The sequence below is a fragment of the Bradyrhizobium sp. Kon56 genome (genome assembly GCF_055807635.1).
The window spans coordinates 18844-31568 of record NZ_JBVVOU010000031.1 but is presented as its reverse complement, the minus strand read 5'-3'; the positions used below and the strand labels follow the sequence as shown (position 1 = coordinate 31568).

The window sequence follows — 12725 nt, the reverse complement described above, 5'->3', positions numbered from 1 at the left end:
TTAAGCAATGCTTCGGAAACAATAAACGAGACCAATGGAGGAATGACTATGCGCAAGGTACTACTCGCGGCCTATCTTGGCTCCGCGGCGGCTCTCGCCGTCGGCAGCGCGTCGGCCAACGACGAAGTGCTCAAGATGTCGCAGAACCCGAAAGACTGGGTGATGCCGACCGGCGACTACGCCAACACCCGCTATTCCAAGCTGAACCAGATCAACGCACAAAACGTAGGCAAGCTCCAGGTCGCCTGGACCTTCTCGACCGGCGTGCTGCGCGGCCACGAAGGCGGCCCACTGATCATCGGCAACATGATGTACGTCCACACGCCGTTCCCGAACAAGGTCTACGCTATTGACCTTTCCAACGAGAACAAGATCGTCTGGAAGTACGAGCCGAAGCAGGATCCGAACGTCATTCCAGTGATGTGCTGCGACACGGTCAACCGCGGCCTGGCCTATGGCGACGGCAAGATCTTCCTGCATCAAGCCGACACCACGCTTGTCGCGCTCGATGCCAAGAGCGGTCAGGTGGCATGGACCGCGAAGAACGGCGACGCCAGCAAGGGCGAGACCGGTACTTCGGCCCCCATGGTCGTCAAGGACAAGGTGCTGATCGGCATCTCCGGCGGCGAGTTCGGTGTTCAAGCCCATATGACCGCCTACGACATCAAGACGGGCAAGCTGGCTTGGCGCGGCTACTCTGAAGGACCGGATGATCAGATCCTGGTCGACGCAGAGAAGACCACCGCACTCGGCAAGCCGGTCGGCAAGGACTCGAGCCTGAAGACCTGGCAAGGCGATCAGTGGAAGATCGGCGGCGGCGCCACCTGGGGCTGGATCTCCTACGACCCCGAGCTGAACCTCGTCTATTACGGGTCGGGCAATCCCTCGACCTGGAATCCGAAGCAGCGTCCCGGCGACAACAAATGGTCGATGACGATCTGGGCTCGCAACCCTGACACCGGCCAGGCCAAGTGGGTTTATCAGATGACGCCCCACGACGAGTGGGACTATGACGGCGTCAACGAGATGATCCTCTCGGACCAGGCCATCAACGGCCAGCCGCGCAAGCTGCTGACGCATTTCGATCGTAACGGCCTCGGCTACACGCTCGATCGCGCCACCGGTGAGCTTCTGGTCGCCGAAAAGTACGATCCGAAGGTGAACTGGACCTCCGGCGTCGACATGGACAAGAACTCGCCGACCTACGGCCGCCCGAAGGTGCTCGATGCAGCTTCGACCGACAAGGCGGGCGAGGACCACAACGTGAAGGGCATCTGCCCGGCCGCGCTCGGCACCAAGGACGAGCAGCCGGCAGCCTACTCGCCGGACACGCAGCTGTTCTACGTTCCGACCAACCACGTCTGCATGGACTACGAACCGTTCAAGGTGAGCTACACCGCGGGTCAGCCCTACGTGGGCGCAACGCTCTCGATGTATCCGCCGCAGGGTGAAACCCACATGGGCAACTTCATCGCCTGGGACGGCAAGACCGGCAAGATCGTCTGGTCGAACAAGGAGCAGTTCTCGGTCTGGTCGGGTGCGCTCGCAACCGCGGGCAATGTGGTGTTCTACGGAACGCTCGAAGGCTACCTGAAGGCAGTCGACGCCAAGACCGGCAAGGAGCTCTACAAGTTCAAGACTCCCTCCGGCATCATCGGCAACGTCACCACCTATGAGAACGGCGGCAAGCAGTATGTCGCAGTGCTCTCCGGCGTGGGCGGCTGGGCCGGCATCGGTCTGGCGGCAGGCCTGACCGATCCGACCGCCGGTCTCGGCGCAGTCGGCGGCTACGCGGCGCTCAGCAACTACACGGCACTCGGCGGTACGCTGACCGTGTTCTCGCTGCCCAACTAGGCCTCTCAGCATCGCTCCGGCGCGTGGATCAACTCCACGCGCCGGCTCGTCTCACCGAATGCCTTCCGAGGAAAATCTCTTGCGTAAAATCTGCTCTGCCATTGCTGCGATGTTCTTGGTCGCGTCCGGGGGAATTGCCGTCGCGGACGGCTCAGGTGACCCGACCGCCGTCAAGCAGAACGAAACCGGCGAATGGTCCGACAAGGAAGGCAACCCAACCTACAAGATCACCGACGGATCCGTCGATTGGTACACCTATTCCGGATACCGCCGCTATCACTCGGACTGCCATGTGTGTCACGGCCCAGATGGCATGGGCTCGACCTACGCCCCGGCGTTGAAGGATTCGCTGAAGACGATGAGCTATGCCGATTTTCTCGGCGTCGTCGCCTCCGGCCGCAAGAACATCTCGACTGCCGCAGAGAACGTGATGCCGGCCTTCGGCGATAACCCGAACGTCGCCTGCTACATGGACGATCTCTACGTCTACCTGCGCGCCCGCTCCAACGAGGCCTGGGGCCGCACAAGACCCGGCAAGCACGAGGACAAGAACGACGCCTATACCAAGAACGAAGATTCGTGCATGGGCAAGAAATGAACGTGCGGAGCCCGACCAGACCTGGATCTGGGCGCCCTGCTGGAATTGAGGAGCTTAAGATGAAGACACGTGCCGCCGTCGCTTTCGAAGCCAAGAAGCCGCTCGAGATCGTCGAAGTCGATCTGGAAGGACCAAAGGTCGGCGAAGTCCTGGTCGAGATCAAGGCGACGGGCATCTGCCATACCGACGCCTACACGCTCGACGGCTTCGACAGCGAGGGAATTTTCCCGTCGATCCTGGGCCATGAGGGCGCGGGCATCATCCGCGAGATCGGTGCTGGCGTGACCTCGGTGAAGCCGGGCGACCATGTCATCCCGCTCTACACGCCGGAATGCCGGCAATGCAAAAGCTGCCTCAGCCAGAAGACCAATCTCTGCACCGCGATTCGCGCGACGCAGGGCAAAGGCGTCATGCCCGATGGTACCAGCCGCTTCTCCTACAAAGGCAAGCCGATCTACCACTACATGGGCTGCTCGACCTTCTCGAACTTCACCGTGCTGCCGGAGATCGCGGTCGCCAAGATCCGCGAGGACGCGCCGTTCGACAAGAGCTGCTACATCGGCTGCGGCGTCACCACGGGCGTCGGCGCCGTCGTCAACACCGCCAAGGTCGAGCCGGGCTCCAACGTGGTCGTGTTCGGCCTCGGCGGCATCGGCCTGAACGTGATCCAGGGCGCCAAGATGGCTGGCGCGGACAAGATCATCGGCGTCGACATCAACGACTCCAAGGAGGAATGGGGGCGCCGGTTCGGCATGACCGATTTCGTCAATCCCAAGAAGATCACCGGCGACATCGTCCCGCATCTCGTGACCCTGACCGACGGCGGCGCCGACTATACCTTCGACTGCACCGGCAACACCACAGTGATGCGCCAGGCGCTGGAAGCCTGCCATCGCGGCTGGGGCACCTCGATCATCATCGGCGTTGCCGAATCCGGCAAGGAGATCGCGACCCGCCCGTTCCAGCTCGTCACCGGGCGAAACTGGCGCGGCACCGCCTTCGGCGGCGCGCGGGGCCGCACCGACGTGCCGAAGATTGTCGACTGGTACATGAACGGAAAGATCCAGATCGACCCGATGATTACCCACACGCTCAAGCTCGAAGACATCAACAAAGGCTTCGACCTGATGCATGAGGGCAAGTCCATCCGTTCAGTCGTCGTGTTCTAGTTCGAAAAGCGTCACCCCAAGGAGGATCGACCCATGACTGTTGCACTCCATCCCTCGATCGATAACGGCATCAAACAGGGCAGCGGCAGCTTCGCCGGCGGCACGCTCGCATGCAAATGCAAGGACCATCAGGTCAAGGTCGCCGTCAAGGGCGACGTCGCGCATAATCACGCCTGTGGCTGCACCAAGTGCTGGAAACCGCAGGGGGCGAATTTCTCCGTCGTCGCCGTGGTACCCCGCCAGAACGTCACCGTGCTCGAGAACGGCGACAAGCTCCAGATCGTCGATCCATCGGCGACGATCCAACGCTACGCCTGCAAGGCCTGCGGCACGCACATGTACGGCCGCATCGAGAACAAGGATCACCCGTTCTACGGCCTCGACTTCATCCACCCCGAACTGTTCCAGGAGCAGGGTTCGCAGGCGCCGCAATTCGCCGCCTTCGTCTCGTCCGTGATCGAATCGGGCGTGAAGCCGGAGCAGATGGGCGGAATACGGGCTCGGTTCAAGGAGCTTGGACTTGAGCCCTATGATTGCCTGTCGCCGGCGCTGATGGACGCGATCGCGACCCACGTGGCGAAAGCCAAGGCCGCTTAAGCAAAGACCGCCTGAGCAAAGGTCGCCTGACGTTTGCCGCGCCCGTCCGCTCGCGTTCCACCACCCCCAGCGAGCGGACGGAGCCGGCCCGGGACAATCGCGGCGATGCCGCCGCTTCTCAATTGCACTTGTGTGGGGACCGTCAGCTCCCTCAGTCCTGGTCTCTGAATGACTGCGCAGGGCCGCCGGCTTCCGGCTTGAAGTTCGCGGCCTGCGTTTCTCCCTCCCTCGACTGAGGCATCCTGCTTCGTCCGCACAGGTCTTCTGGCGGACGAAGCTCTTTTTTTACTGCGCCCATCTCGAGAGGCGCGCGGCGCGATGGGGCGCCCTGCTTTTGACAAACCTTCGTTGCAATCTTTTCCCGTCGAGAACAGCTGATTGGAAAACACTTGGCTGTGAACGCCAGACCGAAGCGATCCTGCTACGATCGCGTCGTGACGATGCCGCGCGAAATTCAATAATCAAGAACACGACGGGAGGTATCGAGCACATCCGGACATGACATTGGCATTCCTCTGAGTCCTGCCGGGATCTGCCCGCGCGGGAGGACGGCTGGAACGCGACGCCGCGCAGCGGGCATTGCACCGACCGGCATCTGGAAAATCTGAAATCGGCAAGCTTATGAAGAGCGAGGGACGATCATGATCAAGGTGAAGATCAATGGCCAGGAACAGAGCTGGGACGGCGACCCGGATCTCCCGCTACTCTGGTTCCTGCGCGACGAGGCCGGGCTGACCGGCACCAAGTTCGGCTGTGGCCAGGCCCTGTGCGGCGCCTGCACCGTTATCGTCGACAAGGAAGCCGTGCGCGCCTGCATCACGTCGATCAACGACGTCGCCGGCCGCGAGATCACGACGATCGAGGGACTGCATCCGAACGGCGATCACCCGGTGCAGAAGGCCTGGCGTCAGGTCAACGTACCCCAGTGCGGCTTCTGCCAGGCGGGCCAGATCATGCAGGCGGCTGCGCTGCTGATGGACAACCCGAAGCCGTCGCACGACCAGATCCGCGAGGCGATGTCCGGCAACATCTGCCGCTGCGGCTGCTACCAGCGCATCGAGAATGCGGTCCATCTCGCATCGACGGGAGTGTGACATGAATTTCATCGACAACCCGAAGAAGCTTCGTGGCTTCGAGAAGAACATCAAGGTCGAGAAGGTTTCGCGCCGCAGCATCCTGAAGGGGCTCGGCATCACCGGCGGCTTTGTGCTCGCGGCGCCCGTGATGTCGCGCCAGGCGTTCGCCTACGAGACCGGCGCCGGCAAGATGCCGCACGGCGTCGTGGTCGATCCGCGCGTATTCGTCGCGGTCGCGCCCGACGGCACCGTCACCATCCTCGCCCACCGCGCCGAGATGGGAACGGGCGTGCGCACCAGCCTGCCGCTGATCGTGGCCGAGGAGATGGAAGCCGACTGGTCACGGGTCAAGGTGGAACAGGCCCATGGCGACGAGGTCAAGTTCGGCAACCAGGACACCGACGGCTCGCGCAGCACGCGGCATTATCTGATGCCGATGCGCCAGATCGGTGCCTCCGCCCGTACCATGCTTGAGCAGGCCGCCGCGAAACGCTGGGGTGTGCCGGCAACCGAGGTCAAGGCCGTCAATCACGAAGTCGTCCACAGCGCGACGAGCCGCAAGCTCGGGTTCGGCGAGCTCGCAGCCGACGCTGCCAAGGAGTCGGTCCCGAGCATCGAAGGGCTCAAGCTGAAGGACCCCAAGGACTTCCGCTATCTCGGCAAGGGCCAGATCGGCATCGTCGATCTCCATGACATCACCACCGGCAAAGCGCGTTACGGCGCCGACGTGCGGCTGCCTGGCATGAAGTATGCCGTGATCGCGCGCCCGCCGGTGACCGGCGGCAAGTTGGTCTCGTTCGATCCGGACGCGGCGTTGAAGGTCCCGGGCGTGGAGAAGGTGATGGAGGTGCGCGGCTGGCCGTGGCCGTCGAAATTCCAGCCGCTCGGCGGCGTTGCCGTGATCGCGCGCAATACCGGCGCGGCGATCAAGGGTCGCGACGCGCTGAAGCTGACCTGGGACGATGGCGCCAACGGCAAATACGATTCCGTCGCCTACCGCAAGGAGCTCGAGGAGGCCTCGCGCAAGCCGGGCCTTGTGGTGCGCCAGGAAGGCGATGCCGAGGCTGCTCTGAAGGGCGCCGACAAGGTCGTCGTCGGCGAATATTATCTGCCGCATCTTGCTCATGTCAGCATGGAGCCGCCGGTGGCGGTCGCCGACGTCAAGGGTGACAAGGCGGAGATCTGGGCGCCGGTGCAAAGCCCGGGCGGTACGCGCGAGGACGTCGCGAAGACGCTCGGCATTCCCGAGGGCAATGTCACGGTCAACGTCACGCTGCTCGGCGGCGGTTTCGGCCGCAAGTCGAAATGCGACTTTGCGCTCGAGGCCGCGTTGCTGTCGAAGGAGCTCGGCGTACCCGTCAAGGTGCAGTGGACGCGCGAGGACGACGTCCGCCACGATTTCCTGCACACGGTCTCCGTGGAACGGATCGAGGCGGGGCTCGACAAGAGCGGCAAGGTGATCGCTTGGCGCCATCGCAGCGTGGCCCCGAGCATCGCCTCGACGTTCGCGGCGGGTGCAAAGCATGAGGCGCCCTTCGAGCTCGGCATGGGCCTCGTCGACATGCCGTTCGAGATCGCTAACATCTCCTGCGAGAACCCGGAAGCCGCGGCGTTCACCCGCATCGGCTGGTTCCGCTCGGTCTCGAACATCCCGCGCGCCTTCGCGGTCCAGTCGATGGTGGGCGAGATCGCCCATGCGACCGGCCGCGACCAGAAGGAGACGCTGCTCGCGCTGATCGGGAGCCCGCGCATCGTCAAGCCCGCCGTGAAGGACATGTGGAACTACGGCGAGCCCTTGGACAGCTATCCGATCGACACCGCGCGCCTGCGCAAGGTGGTCGAGCTGGTCGCCGCGAAGGGCGAATGGGGCCGTCAAGTGCCGAAGGGCCATGGCCTCGGCATCGCCGTGCACCGCAGCTTCGTCAGCTATATCGCGACCATCGTCGAGGTGGCCGTCGACGACAAGGGCAAGCTGGCGGTGCCGCGGGTGGACACCGCCATCGACTGCGGCACCTATGTCAACCCCGAGCGCATCGCCTCCCAGATCGAGGGCGCGGCGATCATGGGGCTCAGTCTCGCCAAATACGGCGAGATCACCTTCAAGGACGGCAAGGTGCAGCAGAAGAACTTCGACGACTTCCAGGTCCTCAGGATCGACGAATCCCCTGCGGTGACCAACGTCTACATCGTGCCGCCAGGACCCGACACGCCGCCGAGCGGCGTGGGCGAGCCTGGCGTCCCGCCATTCGCGCCGGCGCTGATGAACGCCATCTTCGCCGCGACCGGAAAGCGCATCCGCAGCCTTCCGCTCGGCAAGCAATTGGAAGCGTAAAGGCGGGAACACAAGGCGGCCTCGCGCCGTTTGCATCGATCTGACAGGAGCAGATCGATGACCCATATCCCAAAGGCGCTCGCAGTCTCGTTGCTGTCGAGCGCCTTTCTTTTGACGGCCACTGGCGCATACGCCCAGAGCAACACCACGCCGCCGACAACGGCGACGCGCCCCAGCACGCCGGACCAGAACTCGCTGCCCAACGCCAATGCCACGCCGCCCTCGATCACCCAGACTACCGGACAGCACAATCCCGATCCCAAGGTTCGCGAGATGAACCAGAAGGAAAAGGACAAGGTCGAGCGCGAGGGGAAGTAGCGATCTGAGCATCGGCGTTTTGACATCGCGAATATCGGCTCTACTTCTTCGCCGAAGCGCATCGATGTGCCCTCTTTCCTTGCGGGAGAGGGCAGCGACGCCAGTTGCCACGATCACGCGTGGGTGGGGGTATGCCTGCGCGGGTCCGCACATTGAGACGCGCGGATAGAACCCCTCATCCGGCGCTTCGCGCCACCTTCTCCCGCAGGGGAAGAAGGGACAACGCCCACGCAAAATGCGGCGGACGTTACCGTCCGCCGCATTTGCCCCCTGACACTCCGCTTCTTTCGATCCGCCAGCGGGGCCTATTTCTTCAGCGCGAACACCCAGATCACGCCGCCCTGCGGCACGTTGGCTTCGATGCCGATATTGTTGGTCACGAGGGCATCCTGGATGCGCTGCGCATCCACGCCCCATCCCGACTGGATCGCGATGTATTGCGTACCGTCGATCTCATAGGACACCGGCATGCCCATGATACCGGAGTTGGTCTTCTGCTCCCACAGCAGCTCGCCACTCTTGGCGTTGAAGGCGCGGAAGTTGCGGTCGTTGGTGCCGCCCACGAAGACGAGATCGCCCGCGGTCGCCGTCACCGATCCGAACAGCTGCGATTTCGGGAAGTTGTGTTGCCACATCTTCTTGCCCGTAACGGGGTCCCAGGCCTGGAGCTCGCCGAAATGATCCGCCCCGGGCTTCGTCTTCAGCCCGATGTCCTCCGGCTTGGTGCCGAGCCAGAGTTCGCCGGGCTTGAGCGGAACCTTCTCGCCGGTGAACCCGCCGCAGAAATTCTCGTTGGCGGGCACGTAGACGAGGCCGGTCTTCTGGCTGTAGGCCGCCGAGGGCCAATCCTTGCCGCCCCACAGCGACGGACAGAACTCCACGCGCTTGCCGACCATCGGCTTGTGCGCGGGATCGACGATCGGCCTGCCACTCTCGGCGTCGATGCCCTTCCAGACGTCGGTGGAGACGAACGCCCAACCGGCGACGTAGTTGATCTTGGTCGGCGTGCGCTCGAGTATCCAGAAGATCGCATCGCGTCCCGGATGGACCAGACTCTTGATGTTGCGACCGTCGCGTTGCAGGTCGATCAACATCGGCGCTTCGACCTCATCCCAATCCCAGGAATCGTTCTGGTGATACTGATGATAGGTCTTGATCTTGCCGGTGTTCGGATCGAGCGCGAGCACCGACGAGGTATAGAGATTGTCGCCCGGATGCATCTCGCCGGGCCAGGGCGCGGCGTTGCCTACGCCCCAATAGATCGTCTTGGTGTCCTTGTCGTAATTGCCGGTCATCCAGGCCGAGCCGCCGCCGTTCTTCCAGTCCTCGCCCTGCCAGGTGTCGTGGCCGGGTTCGCCTTCGCCCGGAATCGTATAGGTCCGCCAGAGCTCCTTGCCGTCCTTGGCGTCATAGGCGGCGACATAGCCGCGCACGCCGAACTCGCCGCCGGAGCCGCCCACGATGACCTTGCCGTCGACGATCAGCGGCATCAGGGTCATGTACTGGCCCTTCTTGTAATCCTGAACCTTGGTGTCCCACACCACCTTGCCGGTCTTGGCGTCGAGCGCGACGACATGGTCGTCGGTAGTGGCCAGATAGAGCTTGTCCTCCCAGAGGCCGACGCCGCGACTGGTCGGATGCAACTGGAACAGGTCGTCGGGGAGCTGCCGCTTGTAGCGCCAATATTCGTCGCCGGTCTTGGCGTTCAGCGCGATCACCTGGCCCATCGGGGTCGCCACGAACATCACGCCGTTGTTGACGATCGGCGGCGCCTCGTGACCTTCGACCACGCCGGTCGCGAAAGTCCAGACCGGGGTGAGGTTCTTCACATTCGAGGTGTTGATCTGGTCGAGTGGGCTGTAGCCCTGCCCGTCATAGGTCCGCCGGTAAAGCATCCAGTTGGCGGGCTCCGGGTTTTCCAACCGCTGCGCGGTAACCGGCGCGTAGTTCTCGATCGGGCCTGACATGGCGGCGGTCGATGCAAGACACGTGAAGGCGACAAAGCCGGACAGTAACCATTGCTTCCTGGTCATGGACGTTCCCCTTTTATATCCGTTTGAATTCTTGTTTTGAATTCTTGTCGTTCGTCCCGTCGTCCGCCCATCGGCGGATGCGGCCTCTCGTGACGCGGGCACAACCCGCACGCCCATCATCCCGGCTGCGCGCCACCTACCTTTCCGATGAAGTTCCCGGCGACGCTGAGCGAGCCGTCAGCCAGCGCCAGCGGCAGCGCAGCGAGCCGTCGCGGCGCCGGCCCGAACACGACCTGCGCGCCCGCGCGAGGATCGTATTCGGAGTTGTGGCACATGCATTTGAGCACTTCCTTGTCGCCGACATCGCTCTTCACCCAGGCCGTGACAGGACAGCCGGCATGCGAGCAGATTGCCGAATAGGCGAGGATGCCGTCGACAGCGCGCGCTTTCGTCTGCTCGTCGAGCTCGGTGGGGTCAAGGCGGATGATCAGAATCTCATTGAGGCGCGAGGCGCTGCGCACGACCGATGTCTTCGGATCTTTCGGCCAGGCATGCACCGGCGGTCCGCCGGCCGACAGAGCGGCCGCGGTGACGGGCTTTCCCTCCTGATCGCCTTCGGAGAACACGAGCAGATCGCCCTTCTGAGGCCGTTCGTCGGAGCCGGGCGCATCCTCGCCCGCGTGGACCTGCGTGGAACAGGCGAGGCACGCCGTGGTGGCCAGCGCATTCATCAACAGCGCCCGCCGGGTTTGCTCCGTGCAGGCGTCAGCGTCGGATTCCGCTGTGTTGTCGGAGGATGAAGAGGATGTGTTGAACGATGCACGCGACATGCCCGCAAGCAGGCGCTGGAACTCTGCCGAAAAAAAGGCAAAGATTTTTTCCCGCAGTGCATCACATGGTTATGCTCGCACTGATTGAACGAGAACACGCGCATTTACGCGCATTTTTCTAATTGCAACGTCACGCTACGCGACCGGCATGATGATTTTGCAGATCAGATCAATGCTGCCGGTATTGGTGCAATGCGCCGACGCTCGGCGCCATCGTAGCGCCATCAGCGCGGCTGCGCATTTCTCAGGCAGGCGTTTTGTGTTCTAGGAGCGGAGCACGTGACGCGGCGCAGCGATGCGTCCGGCCAACGTTGCCGACGCCATCTCAAAACTGTCGGCGATGCGGCGCGCCCTGTCGATGAAGAGCGCGGCTGCCGGCGGCGGGCAGACCTCGCGTGCCGTCTGTTCGAACAAATCGAGCCAGCGGTCGAAATGATCCCCGATCAGGTTCAGTGGCATATGCGCCCGCATCGGTGAACCATGGTAGCGGCCGCTCATCAGCACGACCGACGACCAGAAATCCCGGAGCTTGGCCAGATGCTCGTCCCAATTCTGCACGTTCGCGAACACCGGCCCCAGCAGCTCATCCTCGCGGATGCGCCCGTAGAAGCGGGTCACGAGTTCCCCGATCATCTCTTCGGTGATCCCCGTGCGCTCGATTGCATCCTGGGTCAGCAAATTCCGCCGCGCGGTCGCAGCCTCGCGCTCGGCCTTCAGTCGATCCGACATGTCCCTTGTTATCCGTTCCGTTGTTCCCGCACGGCGCCCGTTCGACATTGTCGGGCCGATTGCGCGCGGCGTCTTTGTCGCAGCGCAAATCGCGGGGTCTGGCGGCGAGCACACTCAACGCCCGCCGCCCGCGCCGTTGTCAGGCGCTGTAGGTATAAAAGCCCTGCCCCGTCTTGCGGCCGAGATGGCCGGCATCGACCATTTCCTTGAGCAAGGGCGCCGGACGGTATTTGGGGTCGTTGAAGCCTTTGTAAAAGACCTCCATCACCGACAACATGGTGTCGAGCCCGACGAGATCGGCGAGCGCCAACGGGCCGATCGGATGGTTGCAGCCGAGCTTCATGCCGGCATCGATCTCTTCCGCCGTCGCAATCCCCTCCTGCAGCGCGAAGATCGCCTCGTTGATCATCGGACAAAGGATGCGGTTGACGGCAAAGCCCGGGCTGTTCTTGGCCGTGATCGCCACCTTGCCGACGCGCTTGGCCAAATCGAGCGCCTTGGCGTGGGTGTCGTCGGAGGTCTGCAAGCCGCGGATGAGCTCCAGCAGCGCCATAACTGGAACCGGATTGAAGAAGTGCATGCCGATGAATCGGTCGGGACGGTCGGTCGCCGCGGCGAGCTTCGTGATCGAGATCGACGAGGTGTTCGTGGCGAGCAGCGTGCGTGGCGACAGCGTCGCACAGAGATCCTTCAGGATCTTGACCTTGAGTTCCTCGTTCTCGGTCGCGGCCTCGATGACGAGATCGCAATCGACGAGCTTGGCGCGGTCGGTGGTGCCGGTGATGCGCTTGAGCGTGGCGTCGCGATCGCCCGCCGACATCTTCTCCTTCTTGACCAGGCGCTCGAGGCTGCCGCCAACCGTCGAAATCCCGCGGTTCACCGCCGCATCGGAAATATCGACCATCACGACCGAAAGCCCGGCCGCGGCACAGATCTGCGCGATGCCGTTCCCCATGGTGCCTGCCCCGATGATGCCAACGCTTTGGATCATTGCCTCAAATCCTTCATCCTTGCGGACGTGCCATGCCGGCCCGCCCCTTTGTTCCTGCATCAGGGTCTAGCACCGCCCCCGGGCGGGTGCGACCTGATCCTGTCCCTTCCTTAAAGCATCCAAGGCGGGAATAAAGCCGCCTTTCGGCCGCCACACGGCATGATTTGACGCCCCCGGCTGTTTGGCCCGGCCTATCCGCGGCATCCGTCTCCGTGAGCGCCGAGCGTTCGGGAGCACCGGGCTTGAGGTGGGCACAGC

Annotated in this window: 11 protein-coding genes; 7 read left to right on the top strand and 4 right to left on the bottom strand. The window is 63.3% G+C overall.

The features are described from left to right. Nucleotides 1-48 precede the first annotated feature (48 nt). The 7 genes from xoxF5 to AC0L3B_RS32195 all read left to right on the top strand — a co-directional run bounded on the left by xoxF5 (nucleotide 49) and on the right by AC0L3B_RS32195 (nucleotide 7944). Nucleotides 49-1854: a lanthanide-dependent methanol dehydrogenase XoxF5 gene (xoxF5, locus tag AC0L3B_RS32225; protein ID WP_018460306.1), complete on the top strand. Its 1806-nt coding sequence runs from the start codon at nucleotides 49-51 to the stop codon at nucleotides 1852-1854. Between the two features lie 109 nt (nucleotides 1855-1963). Next, nucleotides 1964-2452, top strand: coding sequence for a c-type cytochrome, methanol metabolism-related (locus tag AC0L3B_RS32220; RefSeq protein WP_007601366.1), 489 nt, complete (start codon nucleotides 1964-1966; stop codon nucleotides 2450-2452). Between the two features lie 59 nt (nucleotides 2453-2511). Next, nucleotides 2512-3621 (top strand): S-(hydroxymethyl)glutathione dehydrogenase/class III alcohol dehydrogenase, encoded by a 1110-nt coding sequence (locus tag AC0L3B_RS32215; RefSeq protein WP_018460307.1) that lies wholly within the window; start codon nucleotides 2512-2514, stop codon nucleotides 3619-3621. A gap of 33 nt (nucleotides 3622-3654) precedes the next feature. Beyond that, nucleotides 3655-4218, top strand: a complete 564-nt coding sequence (gene gfa / locus AC0L3B_RS32210; protein ID WP_018460308.1) for an S-(hydroxymethyl)glutathione synthase — start codon at nucleotides 3655-3657, stop codon at nucleotides 4216-4218. A gap of 641 nt (nucleotides 4219-4859) precedes the next feature. Then, nucleotides 4860-5312: a (2Fe-2S)-binding protein gene (locus tag AC0L3B_RS32205; protein ID WP_007601363.1), complete on the top strand. Its 453-nt coding sequence runs from the start codon at nucleotides 4860-4862 to the stop codon at nucleotides 5310-5312. A gap of 1 nt (nucleotide 5313) precedes the next feature. Further along, nucleotides 5314-7626 carry a xanthine dehydrogenase family protein molybdopterin-binding subunit gene (locus tag AC0L3B_RS32200; protein ID WP_473381679.1) on the top strand — a complete coding sequence of 771 codons (2313 nt, stop codon included), beginning with the start codon at nucleotides 5314-5316 and terminating at the stop codon, nucleotides 7624-7626. A 57-nt stretch (nucleotides 7627-7683) separates the two neighbouring features. Further along, a complete protein-coding gene (locus AC0L3B_RS32195) occupies nucleotides 7684-7944 on the top strand; it encodes a hypothetical protein (RefSeq protein ID WP_473381678.1) in 261 nt (86 codons plus the stop codon). 305 nt (nucleotides 7945-8249) lie between these two features. Here the strand turns inward: AC0L3B_RS32195 and AC0L3B_RS32190 are convergent, their stop codons facing one another. From AC0L3B_RS32190 to AC0L3B_RS32175, 4 genes are all read right to left on the bottom strand, one after another. Then, the gene (locus AC0L3B_RS32190) at nucleotides 8250-9977 is read right to left on the bottom strand and encodes a methanol/ethanol family PQQ-dependent dehydrogenase (protein ID WP_473381677.1); all 1728 of its coding nucleotides are present in this window, start codon (nucleotides 9975-9977) and stop codon (nucleotides 8250-8252) included. A 116-nt stretch (nucleotides 9978-10093) separates the two neighbouring features. After that, nucleotides 10094-10747 (bottom strand): QcrA and Rieske domain-containing protein, encoded by a 654-nt coding sequence (locus tag AC0L3B_RS32185; RefSeq protein WP_018460312.1) that lies wholly within the window; start codon nucleotides 10745-10747, stop codon nucleotides 10094-10096. Nucleotides 10748-11011: 264 nt separating this feature from the next. Continuing rightward, on the bottom strand, nucleotides 11012-11476 hold the full coding sequence (locus AC0L3B_RS32180; protein WP_247295107.1) for a group III truncated hemoglobin: 465 nt from the start codon (nucleotides 11474-11476) through the stop codon (nucleotides 11012-11014). Nucleotides 11477-11615: 139 nt separating this feature from the next. Continuing rightward, nucleotides 11616-12467 carry a 3-hydroxybutyryl-CoA dehydrogenase gene (locus tag AC0L3B_RS32175; protein WP_018460315.1) on the bottom strand — a complete coding sequence of 284 codons (852 nt, stop codon included), beginning with the start codon at nucleotides 12465-12467 and terminating at the stop codon, nucleotides 11616-11618. Nucleotides 12468-12725 lie beyond the last annotated feature (258 nt).

What these genes read in the sequence shown, in the direction of transcription:
- xoxF5 (WP_018460306.1), top strand. Translation starts at nt 49, where the DNA reads ATGCGCAAGGTACTACTCGCGGCCTATCTTGGCTCCGCGGCGGCTCTC.
- AC0L3B_RS32220 (WP_007601366.1), top strand. Translation starts at nt 1,964, where the DNA reads ATGTTCTTGGTCGCGTCCGGGGGAATTGCCGTCGCGGACGGCTCAGGT.
- AC0L3B_RS32215 (WP_018460307.1), top strand. Translation starts at nt 2,512, where the DNA reads ATGAAGACACGTGCCGCCGTCGCTTTCGAAGCCAAGAAGCCGCTCGAG.
- gfa (WP_018460308.1), top strand. Translation starts at nt 3,655, where the DNA reads ATGACTGTTGCACTCCATCCCTCGATCGATAACGGCATCAAACAGGGC.
- AC0L3B_RS32205 (WP_007601363.1), top strand. Translation starts at nt 4,860, where the DNA reads ATGATCAAGGTGAAGATCAATGGCCAGGAACAGAGCTGGGACGGCGAC.
- AC0L3B_RS32200 (WP_473381679.1), top strand. Translation starts at nt 5,314, where the DNA reads ATGAATTTCATCGACAACCCGAAGAAGCTTCGTGGCTTCGAGAAGAAC.
- AC0L3B_RS32195 (WP_473381678.1), top strand. Translation starts at nt 7,684, where the DNA reads ATGACCCATATCCCAAAGGCGCTCGCAGTCTCGTTGCTGTCGAGCGCC.
- AC0L3B_RS32190 (WP_473381677.1), bottom strand. Translation starts at nt 9,977, where the DNA reads ATGACCAGGAAGCAATGGTTACTGTCCGGCTTTGTCGCCTTCACGTGT.
- AC0L3B_RS32185 (WP_018460312.1), bottom strand. Translation starts at nt 10,747, where the DNA reads ATGTCGCGTGCATCGTTCAACACATCCTCTTCATCCTCCGACAACACA.
- AC0L3B_RS32180 (WP_247295107.1), bottom strand. Translation starts at nt 11,476, where the DNA reads ATGTCGGATCGACTGAAGGCCGAGCGCGAGGCTGCGACCGCGCGGCGG.
- AC0L3B_RS32175 (WP_018460315.1), bottom strand. Translation starts at nt 12,467, where the DNA reads ATGATCCAAAGCGTTGGCATCATCGGGGCAGGCACCATGGGGAACGGC.